The sequence below is a fragment of the Neptunitalea lumnitzerae genome, assembly GCF_027924185.1.
Taxonomy (GTDB): domain Bacteria; phylum Bacteroidota; class Bacteroidia; order Flavobacteriales; family Flavobacteriaceae; genus Neptunitalea; species Neptunitalea lumnitzerae.
The window spans coordinates 1097118-1112935 of sequence record NZ_BRVO01000002.1; the positions used below are offsets into that span (position 1 = coordinate 1097118).

The 15818-nt window shown below is 33.8% G+C and carries 14 protein-coding genes, 1 tRNA gene and 1 other RNA gene; 6 read left to right on the forward strand and 10 right to left on the reverse strand.

What is annotated here, in order from left to right; genetic code table 11:
* The first annotated feature begins 70 nt into the window (after positions 1 to 70).
* Positions 71 to 1681 carry a T9SS type A sorting domain-containing protein gene (locus Y10_RS12050; protein WP_281765639.1) on the forward strand — a complete coding sequence of 537 codons (1611 nt, stop codon included), beginning with the start codon at positions 71 to 73 and terminating at the stop codon, positions 1679 to 1681.
* Between the two features lie 94 nt (positions 1682 to 1775).
* Positions 1776 to 2873 carry an esterase-like activity of phytase family protein gene (locus Y10_RS12055; protein ID WP_281765640.1) on the forward strand — a complete coding sequence of 366 codons (1098 nt, stop codon included), beginning with the start codon at positions 1776 to 1778 and terminating at the stop codon, positions 2871 to 2873.
* 57 nt (positions 2874 to 2930) lie between these two features.
* Here the strand turns inward: Y10_RS12055 and rny are convergent, their stop codons facing one another.
* The 4 genes from rny to Y10_RS12075 form a co-directional block, all read right to left on the reverse strand.
* Positions 2931 to 4517, reverse strand: a complete 1587-nt coding sequence (gene rny, locus Y10_RS12060; protein WP_281765641.1) for a ribonuclease Y — start codon at positions 4515 to 4517, stop codon at positions 2931 to 2933.
* A 47-nt stretch (positions 4518 to 4564) separates the two neighbouring features.
* Positions 4565 to 4672: non-coding RNA, 6S RNA (gene ssrS, locus Y10_RS12065), on the reverse strand.
* A 54-nt stretch (positions 4673 to 4726) separates the two neighbouring features.
* A complete protein-coding gene (locus Y10_RS12070; protein WP_281765642.1) occupies positions 4727 to 5017 on the reverse strand; it encodes a cell division protein ZapA in 291 nt (96 codons plus the stop codon).
* Between the two features lie 19 nt (positions 5018 to 5036).
* Positions 5037 to 5330 carry a hypothetical protein gene (locus Y10_RS12075; RefSeq protein WP_309297832.1) on the reverse strand — a complete coding sequence of 98 codons (294 nt, stop codon included), beginning with the start codon at positions 5328 to 5330 and terminating at the stop codon, positions 5037 to 5039.
* A 171-nt stretch (positions 5331 to 5501) separates the two neighbouring features.
* On the opposite strand from Y10_RS12075, the gene Y10_RS12080 reads away from it, so the two are divergent.
* The 3 genes from Y10_RS12080 to Y10_RS12090 are packed head-to-tail and all read left to right on the forward strand — an operon-like array spanning position 5502 to position 10346.
* The gene (locus Y10_RS12080) at positions 5502 to 7205 is read left to right on the forward strand and encodes a M23 family metallopeptidase (protein ID WP_281765643.1); all 1704 of its coding nucleotides are present in this window, start codon (positions 5502 to 5504) and stop codon (positions 7203 to 7205) included.
* 9 nt (positions 7206 to 7214) lie between these two features.
* Entirely contained in the window at positions 7215 to 9680 is a 2466-nt protein-coding gene (locus tag Y10_RS12085; protein WP_281765644.1) for a TonB-dependent receptor, read from the forward strand.
* Between the two features lie 6 nt (positions 9681 to 9686).
* Entirely contained in the window at positions 9687 to 10346 is a 660-nt protein-coding gene (locus Y10_RS12090; protein ID WP_281765645.1) for a hypothetical protein, read from the forward strand.
* Positions 10347 to 10398: 52 nt separating this feature from the next.
* Here Y10_RS12090 and Y10_RS12095 read toward each other — a convergent pair.
* The 5 genes from Y10_RS12095 to Y10_RS12115 form a co-directional block, all read right to left on the reverse strand.
* Positions 10399 to 10472, reverse strand: a tRNA-Thr gene (locus Y10_RS12095).
* A gap of 66 nt (positions 10473 to 10538) precedes the next feature.
* A complete protein-coding gene (locus Y10_RS12100) occupies positions 10539 to 11108 on the reverse strand; it encodes a DUF4252 domain-containing protein (RefSeq protein WP_281765646.1) in 570 nt (189 codons plus the stop codon).
* A 59-nt stretch (positions 11109 to 11167) separates the two neighbouring features.
* On the reverse strand, positions 11168 to 11698 hold the full coding sequence (locus Y10_RS12105) for a DUF4252 domain-containing protein (protein WP_281765647.1): 531 nt from the start codon (positions 11696 to 11698) through the stop codon (positions 11168 to 11170).
* A gap of 3 nt (positions 11699 to 11701) precedes the next feature.
* Positions 11702 to 12157: a hypothetical protein gene (locus Y10_RS12110; protein WP_281765648.1), complete on the reverse strand. Its 456-nt coding sequence runs from the start codon at positions 12155 to 12157 to the stop codon at positions 11702 to 11704.
* On the reverse strand, positions 12138 to 12653 hold the full coding sequence (locus tag Y10_RS12115) for an RNA polymerase sigma factor (RefSeq protein ID WP_281765649.1): 516 nt from the start codon (positions 12651 to 12653) through the stop codon (positions 12138 to 12140). Before Y10_RS12115 ends, Y10_RS12110 begins: the two co-directional genes overlap by 20 nt.
* Before the next feature lie 126 nt (positions 12654 to 12779).
* On the opposite strand from Y10_RS12115, the gene Y10_RS12120 reads away from it, so the two are divergent.
* The gene (locus tag Y10_RS12120) at positions 12780 to 14309 is read left to right on the forward strand and encodes a S41 family peptidase (RefSeq protein ID WP_281765650.1); all 1530 of its coding nucleotides are present in this window, start codon (positions 12780 to 12782) and stop codon (positions 14307 to 14309) included.
* 62 nt (positions 14310 to 14371) lie between these two features.
* Here Y10_RS12120 and Y10_RS12125 read toward each other — a convergent pair whose 3' ends face one another.
* Positions 14372 to 15814: a hypothetical protein gene (locus Y10_RS12125; RefSeq protein ID WP_281765651.1), complete on the reverse strand. Its 1443-nt coding sequence runs from the start codon at positions 15812 to 15814 to the stop codon at positions 14372 to 14374.
* Positions 15815 to 15818 lie beyond the last annotated feature (4 nt).

Here is a 15818-nt window from a genome sequence, read left to right on the forward strand (position 1 = left end):
TTAGATGTTAAAATCCTTACATTTTATAATACTTTTAATAAATTGTGAATCCCTAAAAAGTTCCCGCTACATGAAGAAAATTACAACACTGTTACTTTTTTGTATTTTAAACACCACATACAGTCAATGGACAACAAACATCAACAGCAATACTTTAGTTGCAGATACTCCCGTACTAGATAGCCAAACTATAGGAACTGACACCGGATTAACCTACACTATATATACTACCGGATCGGAACTAAGAGTTCAGCTATTAGATGCTTCAGGAAACACCCAATTTGGCGCTAACGGTATAGCCGTAAATACTAGTGCACAAATGGGCAGTTATACGTTAACCCGAGACCAAGCCGTTGATAATACAGGTAATTTATTTATAGGATTTACAGCCACCAGTACTTACAATGGCTATATAAACAAAATTACCAGCACAGGTACTCAATTATTTGGAAGCAACGGTATAAACCTAGGTACCGCTTTTGATATTAAACTACTCCCATTAGCTAATGGTAATTTAGTAGTAAGCTGGTTAGATGCCTCTTACACTTCTTTTATTAACATGTATGACACCACTGGTAATGCCGTATGGAGCGCCCCTATTAGCATAACCCCTCCTGGTACAAATAACTACAGTAGTATTGGAGAACTTGTAGAGTTATCAGATGGTTCTTTCATTACGTTTATACATGGTAGAACCACCAGCAATAGCATCAATTCTAACTTATGGGCACAACGCTATACCGCAACAGGTACAGCTGCATGGAACTCTCCTATTCAAATATCTAACAAATACACAAGTTACAACACCCGCTACGAAGCCTTTAGTATTGGCGATGTAGCCTATATTGCGTACAGCGCAGCAACCAATTACAGATATGATTCTTTTTTACAAAGAATAAATGAAGATGGCACACTTCCGTGGGGCATTAATGGTTCAGATTTTAGAACAGATGCATCGGTGAATTACGAAATGACCACTAGTATTGCTCATGAAGATAATTCACAATACATCTACGCTATTGCACAAATAACAGACTCTTATCAAAGTACTTATGGTGAATACATTCAGAAATTTGACAAAGACACCGGCGCCAGACTCTTCACAGATAACGCAAAACAAATATTTCCTTTAGATGCCAACTTTTACATCCACCATGGAAAACTACAAGTAGTGAATGATCATCCTTTTTTTTTACTATCTAAAGGATATTATGACTCGGCTAGTACAATTAATTTAGCTGTAACCCTGCTAAACAATAACGGAGATTTTGTTTGGAGCAATGAAACTGAAGATATAGCCACCAGTAGCACTTTTAAATCTGATGTATATTTTACTAAAAATATCAATAACCAAAGTGTAGCTACTTGGTTTGAAACAAGACCGAGCGTAGGCGAAATAAGACAATATGCTCAAAATTATGTTATAGACAACACTTCTTTAAAAACCACAGCTTTTGAAGAAAATAATATTCACGTCTTTCCGAATCCTACCGCCGAATATATTCACGTTGACACACCTTATCAACTATACTCAGCAGAATTGTATGATATGAAAGGGCGATTAATATTAGAAAACAATAGTACACATATAAACCTGCAAACGGTAGAATCTGGAATCTATATTCTAAAATGTAGGTTTGAAAACGGACACACATTTGAACAAAAGATTATTAAATCATAACACTAAGGAGCTCAATAGAGCTCCTTTTTTTAACGGTAATTTTATCTGTTTAGACATTTTAAACAATAGTTTTGATACTTTAAAAACAGGATAAATGAAAAAGATATTAAAATACACTCTACCGCTACTACTAGTCACTTCTTGCGCTACTACTAACAGCATAAAAAATGACGCAGTAACCATTACTTTTTTAGATGAATATGTAATACCAAAAGACTTAAAAGTTGATAATACACTGGTAGGTGGTTTATCTGGTATCGATTATAAAAACAACCAGTATTATTTTATAGTAGACACCCAAAAAGATGCTAGATATTACATTGCAGATATTACAATTAAGAATAACAAAATAGATACCGTATCTTTTAAAAAAACAGTTTTTATAGATAAAGAAACCCCCTTTATTAAAAAACATACTTTAGACCCAGAAGCTATACGCTACATTAAAAGTACTAACGAAGTTGTTATTACTAGCGAAGGAAGCATTAAAAACGGAAAAGACCCTTCTATTTTTACATTAGACAGCTTAGGCAACTTTAAAAACAACTACGCAATACCACAGTACTTCAGCGCAACTGGTAAACAACACCCACGCCAAAACGGAGTTTTTGAAGGTTTAGCTGAATCTTATAACCAAAAAGGAATTTGGGTAGCTATGGAGCTACCATTACAGAAAGATGGCGCCAAACCAAAACTCTACCCTACAAAATCTTATACCCGTATTACACACTATAACCAACAAACAAAACAACCTACTAAACAGTTTGCTTATAAGCTAGATGGTATTTCTAAAATTCCATGGTTATACTTTGCTGTAAATGGAGTTACTGAATTACTAGAGTACAAAAAAGATCATTTTCTAGTACTAGAAAGAGCCTTTTCCGCAGGACATGGCTCCTATAGTAATACCGTAAAAATATTTGAGGTAGATGCCTCAAAAGCCAGCAATACTTTAGATATTCAGAAATTAAGAGGAACTAAATTCACCCCAGCAACCAAAAAGCTAGTATTTGATTTTAAGGATATCAAAGAACAACTAACAGATGAAATTATAGACAATATAGAAGGTATGTGTTTTGGTCCTGTACTACCCAATGGCAAACAATCACTATTACTTATTTCAGACAATAACTTTAATAGTTTTGCCAATCAGCTTACCCAGGTTATATTAATGGAAATAGATATTAAATAAAAAAAGCGGAACTCATTACAAGTTCCGCCTTTTACGCAAATTATATATTTAAATCTTCTATTTCGCTACGTTTACAGCTCTTGTTTCTCTAATAACTGTAATCTTAACCTGTCCAGGATATGTCATATCCGTTTGAATTTTTTGTGAAATATTAAAAGATAATTCAGCAGCCTTTTCATCAGTTACTTTTTCACTTTCAACAATTACACGAAGCTCTCTACCCGCTTGAATAGCGTAAGCCTTCTTAACTCCGTTAAAAGAGAATGCAGTATCTTCTAAATCTTTCAAACGTTGAATGTACGAATCTAACACCTGACGTCTAGCTCCTGGTCTTGCACCACTAATAGCATCACAAACTTGAACTATTGGAGATATTAAAAACTTCATTTCAATTTCGTCGTGGTGAGCTCCAATAGCGTTACACACTTCTGGTTTCTCTCCATAACGTTCTGCCCACTCCATACCTAAAATAGCGTGAGGTACTTCTGTTTCAGTTTCTGGCACCTTACCTATATCGTGTAACAAACCAGCACGCTTAGCTAATTTAGGATTTAATCCTAATTCAGCAGCCATAATACCACAAAGCTTAGCTACCTCTCTAGAGTGTTGTAAAAGGTTTTGACCGTAAGAAGAACGATACTTCATTCTACCAATTGCCTTAATTAATTCTGGGTGCAACCCGTGAATACCAAGATCAATTACAGTACGCTTACCAACATCTATTATCTCTTCTTCAATTTGTTTAGTTGTTTTTTGAACCACCTCTTCAATTCTAGCAGGGTGAATTCTACCATCGGTAACTAAACGGTGTAAAGACAATCTTGCCACCTCTCTTCTAACCGAATCAAAACAAGATAAAATAATTGCCTCTGGAGTATCATCTACAATAATCTCTACCCCAGTAGCCGCTTCTAAAGCACGGATATTTCTACCCTCTCTACCAATAATTCTACCTTTAACATCATCAGACTCTAAGTTAAAAACAGACACACAGTTTTCTACTGCTTCTTCTGTTCCTATACGCTGAATAGTGTTAATAATAATCTTTTTAGCTTCTTGCTGAGCAGTCATTTTAGCTTCTTCCATGGTGTTTTGTATAAACGCCATAGCATCTACTTTAGCTTCCTCTTTTAAAGATTCTACCAACTCAGTTTTAGCTTCATCTGCAGACAATCCGGAAATTACCTCTAATTGATTTACCTGACTCTTATGAAGTTTTTCAATCTCAGCTTGCTTTTTCTCAATGTATTCAAGCCTGTAATTGTAATCTTTCATTTTTTCGTCAAGCTCTTGACTAGTTTTCTTGTTCTTAGAAAGTTCATTAGAAACTTGAGACTCCTTATCGCGAATACGTTTTTCAACATCCGCCATTTTCTTGTCTTTATCAAGAATCACTTTCTCATGCGCTTCCTTCAATTCAAGAAACTTCTCTTTAGCCTGATAAATCTTATCCTTTTTTATATTCTCACCTTCTTTCTTCAAGGTGTCTGCCTCTACCTTAGCCTCTTTCAGGATGGTGTTAGCCTCTTTATGGGCGCCTTTTATAATAGCGCTAGCCCCTTTTTTCTCAAAAAACTTGGCTACCATATAACCGGCAAAAAGACCTATGATCCCAAACAAAACATGTAATGCTATCTCACTCATTTTAATTATTTTAATAAAAAAAGCCTATACTGGTTAGAGTTTTGTATAAACTCGTAAAAAACAGGTTTAGGGCTACCAGATTGCTCAAGAATCCGTTTAAAACGGCGTGCTTTTACAACCTAAACTCACCCTTTTTAAATAAATTAGCGTTGAGTTTATCAAAAAAATAAAACCAATATAGGCAGTATCTTACGTATTTAAAGAACGTTCTAACTAAGTTTTTCTTGTAAAAGATTATCTAAAGATACTAATTTATCTTCAACATCTTTTAGCATATATTCTTTATCTATACTTTTTTGTTCTACAAAGCTTGCAAATTGCAATGCACACATTGCTAAAACATCTTGTTTATCCCTAACTGCATAATTCTGTTCAAACTCTTTAATAAGCCCATCTATTTTCTTTGCAGCCTTTCTTAGCCCTTCTTCTTGCTCCGGATTTATAGTTAACGGATACATACGGTCTGCAATAGACAATTTTATTTTTAGCTTATCACTCATAAACAGATGTTTAAGAACATTATTCAGAGAGTTGCACTATACATTGGTCAATCTCCCGAATTAAAGTATTTATTTTAAGCTTAGCTTCATTTTTATCTGTTGTACTGCCAAGCATTGAATTTGCAATTTGCAGAGTATTAAACTTTTCCTCCCACTCGCCTATTGCTTTTTGTAATTGATGGTGTTCCTTTTTTGCTGTTTCTATTTCTATAGCCAGCTGTTTGTTTTCCTCAGACACCTCATCTAATTTCTGTACCAACAGAAGTATCTTTTTTTCAAGAGAATTAACAACTTCAGCAATAGAATCCATCATATTACATAATTCAATACGAACTACAAATTTAACATTCCTAATGCTTGTTTACAACTTTTTTTGCTAAATCTTTAAAAGTACACTTCTAAGTTGTTGTTATACAATAAAAATAATTTTTAGATGTTGTACTTTTGCCAGAGTTATCATTATAAAATGCAAAAAAAACTATTTATGAAGTACCTTTTTTTAGTTTGTTCTTTATTTTTATTCTCAATTAACCTGCTTACTGCACAGAAAGAATATCCTAAAAATGATTTTATAGCCCCCTTAAACATCCCTTTAAGATTAGCCGGTAATTTTGGCGAGTTAAGAAGCAACCACTATCATGCTGGTATTGATATTAAAACCCAACAAAAAGAAGGATTAAAGGTTTTAAGTGTAGCCGATGGCTATGTATCACGAATTAAAGTATCGCACTACGGATATGGTAAAGCACTTTATATTACCCACCCCAATGGGTATACCACTGTGTATGGTCACCTTAAAAAGTTTAGTAAAGAAATTCAAGAGTATGTAGTGAAAAAGCAATACGAAGACGAATCTTACGAAATTGAACTTTTCCCCACTATAAATGATTTACAAGTAAAACAAGGAGATGTAGTTGCTTACTCTGGTAATACAGGAGGAAGTGGCGGACCTCATTTACATTTTGAGTTTAGAGATACCGAAACAGAACACATTATAAACCCTATACTTTTTGGTATGGATGTAAAAGATTCTAAGGCTCCGGTTTTTCAAAACATTTTAGGATACACCTTAGATGCTACTTCGCAAATTAACGGACAGCAGGGCACCTACCAACTTAATTTTTCAAGACAGAATGACGGCACTTACTTAACCAATAAAATTAATGCTTCTGGTATTTTGGGGTTTGCTGTAAAAGGATATGATAGTCAAGATGGTTCTTACAATCATAATGGTATCTATGAGATTGAAATGCAACTAAACGGAACCCCCTATCTTAATTTAGATTTTGAAACTTTTTCGTTTGATGAAAGCAAACAAATTAACACTTATATAGATTACCCTAGATATATTAATAAACATCAGCGTTTTCAGAAAACATTTATAGATGAAGGTAATCAGCTAAGTATTTACAATTTAAAAACTAACCAAGGAAAACTCGCTATAGAACCAGGACAAGACTATACGGTTACCATTCTTTTAAAAGATATTGAAGGTAATACCACCAAAATATACGTTCCTATTCATGGAGAAGATAAACCTATTTCTAAACCATACCCAGACACCAAAACCAACTTTTACCTTATTGCTAACAGAGATAATTATTATGAAGTAGATAATGCTTCTATTTTTTTTCCGGCAAACACCTTTTACAAAAATGAATACCTAGATATTAAAAAAGAAGATGAAGTATTATGGGTACACAATACCGAAGTACCACTTCAAGATTATTACAACCTTACTTTTGATATTAGTCACATAAAAGATAGCTTAGATATATCGCAATATTTTATTGCTAGTTTATATACCAATGGTTCTCCCAGATATGAAAACACACGTTTAAAAGGTAATACGCTAAGCACAAGAACCAAAAACTTAGGAGCGTTTGTTATTTTAAAAGATAACACCCCTCCTACTGCTCAGGCAGTAAACTTTGCAGACAATCAATGGATTTCTAATTACAACTACCTGACCTTTAAAATTTCAGACGCCCTAAGCGGTATAAAATCATACAGAGCTACCATAGACGGGAAATGGATTTTAACTGAATATGAATACAAAAATAACACGTTAACTTTTAACTGTGAAGACCTAACTTTTGAAGGGTCTAAACATAAATTAGAGTTGACAGTAACCGATAATGTGGGAAATAGTACTACTTTTACACGTACATTTTTCAGGAAATATTAAACAACCAACATGCTCAAAAAAATTCTTTTCGCGCTCCTATTTTGTACCCTTTCTGTAACTGCTATGCAGGCACAAAAGGCTACCATACAAGGAGTAATACTTGACGAAAACAATCAGCCCATTCCAGGGGTTAGTGTTACTTGTGAAGAGTTTTACGCCATAAGTAACGATAACGGTTTTTATAAATTAGAAGTTCCGGCACTAAAAAAAATTACCGTTACCTACACTCATATTACTTTTAAAAAATATGAATTTACAGCAACACTTGCCAATGCCGAAAACTTTATAGTAAACCCGGTTTTAAAATTAAACATTGAGCAAATTGGAGTTGTAGAGGTTTCTTCAAGTAAAAAGAAATCGTTTATAGGTATACAAACCGTGAGTCCTTCTATTATTAAAAATATGCCTAGTGCCAGCGGTGGTGTAGAAAATTTAGTAAAATCATTAATGGGTAGTACTTCTAACAATGAGCTTAGTTCTCAATACTCGGTACGTGGAGGTAATTACGATGAAAACTTGGTGTATGTAAACGAAATAGAAATATACAGACCTTTCTTAATACGCAGCGGGCAACAAGAAGGACTAAGTTTTTTAAACTCTGACTTAATTCAAAATTTAGATTTCTCTGCAGGAGGTTTTCAAGCAAAATACGGTGATAAACTTTCTTCGGTACTAGACATTACCTATAAAGTACCAACAGAATTTGAGGCTACCTTAAATGCTAGTTTTCTAGGAGCTGCTGCCTCTGTAGGAACACTATCTAAAAACGGAAAATTAGCTACTATTTCTGGCATTAGATACAGAAACAACAGCTTATTTGTAAATTCTCAGCAAACAGAAACTAATTACGACCCTGTTTTTGCAGATTTTCAAACGTATATTACCTATAAAGCTACCAATAAACTTATACTTAACTTTTTGGGTAACTTTTCAATGAATCAATACAACTACACTCCACTTACTCGCCAAACCAATTTTGGTACTATTGATGATCCGGTGGCTTTATTGATTTTCTATGAAGGGCAAGAAGAAGATGAATACCTAACCACCTTCGGAGCTTTTAAAGCTAATTACCTATTAAATGATAACGTAAACCTAAAACTTATTGGATCTGCCTACCATGCTACAGAGCAAGAATATTTTGATATTTTAGGTCAGTACAGACTAGGAGAAGTAAACTCTTCTATTGGCGATGAAGATTTAGGAGATGTAGAATATTCAGAAGGTATTGGCTCTCAACTTAACCATGCACGTAACAACTTAGATGCTTTAATTTTCAATTTAGAGCACAAGGGTAGTTTTAAAAAAGAAGATCATTTAATAGAATGGGGACTAAAATATACACATGAAGATATAAGAGACCGTTTAGTAGAATGGGAAGTGATAGATTCAGCAGGTTTTTCTATTCGTCCATTTTTTGAGCTTGCCAATGACCAACCTTACAACCCCTACGAAGGGCCGATAGTACCCTACCAAAACGTAAGAGCTACCAACTATACCAACATAGACCGTTTCTCAGCTTACGGACAATGGAGTTATAAAACTACCTTAGCTTCTGAGGCAGAACTATTCTTAAATGCAGGTGTTCGCGCGCATAATTGGACGGTAAGCGGAGATAATATTACCAGTAGTACCCAAACGGTAGTGAGCCCAAGAGCACAAATAGGATTAAAACCTAATTGGGAAAAAGACATGATTTTTAGACTTTCAGGAGGACTATACTACCAACCTCCAATGTACAGAGAGCTCAGAGATTCAATAGGAATGGTAATTCCTGATGTAAAAGCGCAAAAATCTATTCATATTGTGGCCGGTAACGAGTATAGTTTCCTATTATGGAATCGTCCGTTTAAATTAAAATCAGAAGCCTACTATAAGCATTTAACCGATGTAAATACATATACCTTAGAAAACGTGAGAATACGTTACAGTGCCGATAATGATGCTGTAGCGTATGCCTATGGTTTAGATTTACAATTGAACGGTGAGTTTGTACCGGGTACCGAAAGCTGGATTAGCTTTGGTTACTTAAAAACAGAGGAAAATATTAATGACCGAGGATATATTGCCAGACCTACAGACCAACGTTTAAAATTCGGAATGTTATTTCAAGACTACGTACCTAACATACCAGATTTAAAAATGTACTTAAATATGGTATACAACACAGGTGTACCAGGCGGCTCTCCTAGTTATGCAGATCCTTATATTTATCAAACACGCTTAAGTGATTATAGAAGAGCAGATATGGGTGTTTCTTATGTATTGGCTGACGCTAATAAAACCCACGAAAAAGGTCATTGGTTACATCCGTTTAAAGAATTAACGCTAGGCTTTGAAATTTTCAATATTTTTGAAAACTTAAATTCCATTACTAATACATGGGTTAGAGATGTGTATACTAAAAGACAATATGGTATACCTAACTACATGACGGGAAGAGTGTTTAATCTTAAAGTAAATATGAAATTATAATTTCTAATGAAAAAAATTGCAACCCTACTTGTTCTATTTATTTGTATTGTAAAAGCTAATGCACAAGGCAATATATACACAAGTGAAAGTTTTGACGAGTTAAGTAAAGACCACAAGGTACTAGCTATACTACCCTTTTACGCTACTTTACACTTAGAAAACTCTAAAGACATTACCGATGAAAATTTAAAAAAATTAGCAGAAAAAGAAGGATATGTAGTACAAAGTGCTCTTGAAACCTATTTCTTGAAACAAAAATCTAAAAAGAAATTTGAAGTAACGTTTCAGAACATTCAAATTACTAACGACCTTTTAGCAAAAAATAATATCAGCTTAGACAACTTAGACGTATACACCTCTAAAAAGCTTGCCAATTTATTAGGTGTTGACGGTATTATTAGTGGTAACTTAACACTTAAAGCTTTAATATCTGAAGGCGTTTCTACAGACTTTGACATTTTTGATTATTTGTTAGGTGATAGTGGCTACGGTAGAATAGCTATTAAGATTGCTGACGGAAAAACGAGTAAGTTATTATGGAAGTACGAAAACAAAATAACCAAAAAATCTGGTAAAGACACTTATGAAATCATTACAGACATGATGAAAAAAGCAGCTAGAAAGTTTCCGTACGAGAAAGAAAAGAAACGTAAGAAAAAGAATTAACAACAACTTATTATAAATAAAAAAAGCTTCCTAAATGGAAGCTTTTTTTAAGAGCCGATAGAGGGACTCGAACCCACGACCTGCTGATTACAAATCAGCTGCTCTAGCCAGCTGAGCTACATCGGCATTGCGGGTGCAAATATAATTCTGTTTTTAAAATTTGCAAACACTTTTTAAAAAATTTTCAATTAATTATTGAGGTATTGAATCTTTTTTCTCTCCAAAAAAGTCTTGTAGGGGTTTCAAAGGATTACCATTTACCTGTGAACTCTGTAAAATTTGCACTAGTTTCCCCATATTCTCAATTTTAAAATTATCTCCTAAAATACGCACCAAGGCAAAACCATCTTCTTTATTATAGCCATAAATAACTACCTCATCAATAGAGTCTTCATCACCTATATAATAAAGTTTCCCTTTCATATCATTGCTATTAAAGCTCATTAACTCTTCAAAGTCTTCTCCCTTTAAAATATCACTCACCGTTTCTTTCTCTTCTGTAAAGTTAGGTTGGTTTGCACGCAACATAACTATGTTAAGTTTTCTCAACGATTTATAGATTTCTTTTTCTTCTGGTGTTAATTCTGTTTTAGAAACATCAAAAATTGATGTGGCCACATCTAAAGAAAGAAATTCAGGCTGTGCTGATTTGTCTACCAAATACTCTTGTAGCTCTCCGCCTTTCACATCACAAGAAACTGAAAATACTAACAGCATTATTATAAACAGTAATTTTACTAAGTATTTTGCTATTACTTCCATAATTTTCAATTTAAAAAAAAGGTGTAACTACAGTTAGCTACACCTTTAAAACATTAATACTATTTCTTTTGAGCGTTGTTTAATTGAGATGGCAAGTTCATTGACTTAGTAAGTTCTCCTATTTGGTTTAAATCAATGTCTCCTACTATAGAAAGCAAAACACTTTCTACTTTTCTTCCCTCAATATTTACATCACTAATACCTTGGATAAACATTAGAAGCTCTTTAACATGGTCTTTATCTTTCCCTTCTCTAATGTAAATTTTCACATTAGCATCTTTATCTTTTACTCGCATTAATTCTTCTAATCCACCAGACTTAATATACTTATTAACGGTAGCAGTCATATCCTTAGAAACGGCTTCACTTTCGGTAGTAAATAATCTTAAGCCTTTAAGACTTTTTACCATATCCATTAAACTTTTTGCTTCCGGATCATCAGAATCTATGTGTACAAACATTTCAAACATACGTTGGTTTACAACCACCGTAGTTACATCGTCCATATCCTCAAATTTATCAAAATCTGATTGTGCCTTTGATAAAAATGGTAAGGCAACTAATGCTATTAATAAAACTATTTTTTTCATTTTTTACTTGTTTACGGGTTTAAAAATTTTCTGTGTTGTTTCGTCTATTTCATTTAAGTATCCCATCTGCACTTTGCTTTTTTGTAAATTCATAGCTAAAAGTTCAAATGCTTGCTTGGTTTCAGCATAGGCTATCTCTGCCTCTCTTTTCTGCTGATACTGCTGATATGAATTCACTCCAAAATAAGCTCCAAAAATCATAACGGCCACGGCTGCAACTGAAATCCATTTTCGATAATTTACGTTTCGTTTCTCAGGTGTTAATGGAACGTTTTTGGTAAACCGTTCTTCTTTGGCTACAGCAAAAAAGGAGAACATCATTCTATACTCTTCCAAATGAGGCGCCACATTGTCTTGAGTAAAGTATTGTTGTAACTCTTGTTCTTCAGCTACCGTTGTGGTAGCCTCCAAATACTTCTCTAATAACTGTTCTATATACTTAACTTTGTTGAATTCCATAATTGTGTGTTTTAATCAATGATTCTCTAACTGTTTTTCTTGCTCTAGAAAGTGCTGTTCTTATAGCACTTTGGTTCATATCCATCATTTCAGCTATTTCTTCAAACTCATATTGTTCAATATCTCTTAACTGTAAAATCATACGTTGTTGCTCGGGTAACGTTGTTAAAATACGTTGCATCCATTCTAAACTATCTACATTCTCAACCTTTCTTTGTAATGAAACGGATTCATCTTGATAATTACTGTGCACTAACTTTAAATGACCTGCTTGTTTAGATTTTAATCGGTCTAAGCAATAATTCTTTGTCATGGTCATAGCAAAAGCTTCTACACTCTTATAAGTCTCTATACGTTCACTACTCTTCCAAAGTTTTAATAAAACTTCCTGGGTAGCATCTTCCGCCTCTTCTTTAGATACTAGCAATCTTTTTGCCAATCTAAACATCTTATCCTTAAAGGGCGTTACAGTATTTAAAAACGAAGATGCATCCATCTTAAACAATTCATTTGGTTGATATATAAGGGAGACGACCCAAATAATATTTTGTTACAAAAATTTTCAAATTATAATAAACTGCATAAATTTAATGTTTTATAAGCTATGGTTAAGATATTTAATATGAGACAGTTTTTCTTTAGTATACTAGGTATCAGTTTTCTTTTTGTAAGCTGTAATGACAGAGATGATAATATACAAACCTATACCTCATCTGCATCTGTAGAAGATTTTATTTGGAAAGGACTTAATTTTTGGTATTTCTGGCAGGCAGAAGTAGAAGATTTAGATGATAACAGATTTGCTTCTAGTCAGGAGTACTCTAATTTTATTACATCTTTTGCCAGTCCTGATATGTTGTTTTACAATTTATGTAATCAACATACCGCTATTTATGATGATGCTAATACTATTGACCGCTTTAGTTACATAACCGATGATTATACCTCATTAGTGAATTCCTTAAGCGGATCGTACACTACCAATGGAGTAGAATTTGGTTTAGCTCAATTTTCTGATAGCAACGACATCTATGGATTTGTAAAATACATTATGACTAATTCAAACGCTTCTACTAAAAACATACATAGAGGAGATATATTTACAGGAGTGAATGGTATACAACTAACCCTTGATAACTACAATGATTTACTATACGGAAATACCAGCTACACGTTAAACATGGCTTCTATTGTAAACGCCTCTTTGGTTACAGACTTTCATCCGCAAAGAGCTGCTATTAGTGAAAATGGTGTGACAGTAGATTTAACTAAAGAATCGTATACTGAAAATCCTGTTTTTAAAGTAGCAACCTTTTCTAATGCCGGACACACTATTGGCTATTTAATGTATAATGGTTTTACCGCTGATTTTAATACCGAATTAAATAATGCATTTGCACAACTGAAAGGTGCTAATGTAACCGATTTAGTAATAGACTTCCGCTATAATGGTGGTGGAAGTGTAAATACTTCCAGAATATTATCTAGCCTAATTACAGGCCAGTTTACCGGAGACTTATATATTAAACAACGTTGGAATGATAAAATTCAATCACAATTATCAGATGCTGAACTAAGTGATTATTTTACCAATACAAATTCTGACGGAGCAAGCTTAAACAGTTTACAACTTTCAGAGGTATATGTTTTAACTACGTACCAAACAGCATCGGCAAGTGAGTTGGTTATAAATGCCTTAGACCCCTATATTACTGTACACCAAATTGGAGCTAGCACAAGAGGGAAAAATGAATTTTCAATTACACTGGTAGACGATCCGGGGAACTCTTATATCTATAGTGATAACCGAATTAATTACATAAACACTAACAATAGCTGGGGTATGCAGCCCTTAGTAGGCAGAAATGCTAATGCCGCAGGTTTTTATGATTATGCTGACACTGGTTTTATACCAGATACTCAGATGGCAGAAGACCTAACCAACATGGGCATTTTAGGTAATGAAACAGAACCTTTTTTAGCAGAAGCTATTGCACAAATTACTGGTAGCGCCAGAAAAGCATATCAACCAATCAAAATCTCATTAAAGGAGTTCGCAAATTCTAAAAGCTACATAAAACCTTTTAACAACATGTATGTAGAAAAAACTCCTGATATTCATATTTCAGATATTTCATTCCCAAATGATTAAAAATTAAAAAGGAGTATCAATTAGATACTCCTTTTTAATTTTTATCTATACAATGGCATGCGTTAATTTTCTTCTACCTCTTCCGTTTCCTCATTAGGTTCTTGCTTTTCATTCACCTTTTCCTCTTTATCAGGGTTTACCTCTACTGGTGTTTCAGATGGTGTTGTATTCAATTCTTCTTTCAATTCTAAAGAATCTTTCACAGGTTCATCCTCACTAGGTGTTTGAACTGGCTGTACCGCTTCTTCCTTAACAGTAGATTCTGACGATCCTCCACCTTCATTTTCTTCAATTTTCTCTATTCTATCAGGTACTTCATTAACTGTTACACCATACTTTTTTATAAGTGCTAATAAACGTGATTTATCTTTGCTATTCATACCTTTCAAAACAAAATCTTGAGATGTAAAGGCCTGCTTTGAGTCTATTTGAAAGTATTTTGTTTTATAACTTATAAATTGTCCGTTTTCATTAATAGAGGCAATACTTTTAAATGGTAGTAGGTACAACACTTTCGATTTTTTATTACTGATGTAAAAACCACTTTTATTTAAAGTACCTAACACAAAATCGGTAGGTTTATAAGTATTAATCAATTTTAGCAGTGCAATACTATCTGCATAAAACTCACTCAGTGGCTTGGGTACTTCATTAGCTATTTCTACCTCAACTTCTTCTGGGGTATCATTCACAGTACCTGAAGGACTTGCAATCATCTGTTCCCTATCTGGTTCTGATGTAGGGGCTTCTTCTCTATCAGGCGTTACAACTTCAATATCATTACTATTAATTATTTTTTCTTCTTTACTAAATAATACATAACTAACTATTAGTAAACCTACTATAAGCACCAACCCTATTAAAATTAACTTACCATAACCATCTTTTTTAGTTTCAACAGTAGATTCAGTTACTGATTTAGCAGGTTCCACTTCTTCATGTATAGCAGTGGCGTCTACTGTTTTATTAGCTAGTTGCTTTTCTGCTACTTCCTGTTTTTGTAAAATTCTTTTCTTTACTTTAGCCAACACATAATTTAGTGCTACCTGAAAATACAGCTCTGCTCTTTCCTTTTCCTTTCTAAAGGGTTGCTTAGAAGCCTCTAAAGCTGTAGCCTCTATTTTAGTATCTAGCTCACCTGTATAGAATTTAAAACGCTCTTCTATTACAGCTTCATTATCAAATGGAAAAGCTGCAAAAAAAGCTAATGCCTCTTCGGGTAATATTCGTTGTTCTCTACCAATAACATCTCCTTCTTCAATATAGCCTTTTCCCATAGACAAAAGTGCTCCCATATCAGAAATCACTTCACTATCGGTTAACACTTTATAAGCATCTTCTAACTGTTTCAAGTGTACCTCATGCAAGTGCTTCATTCCCTCTGTTAAACAAAGGTCACATTGTTCATCACATACGGTGTACCAAAAAGAAAATTTAGCTCTAATGGTTTCCATATCTGCTTCAGATGGTACTCCTAAAATTCGAAATGCTTCTTCTTTAGTCATGGCT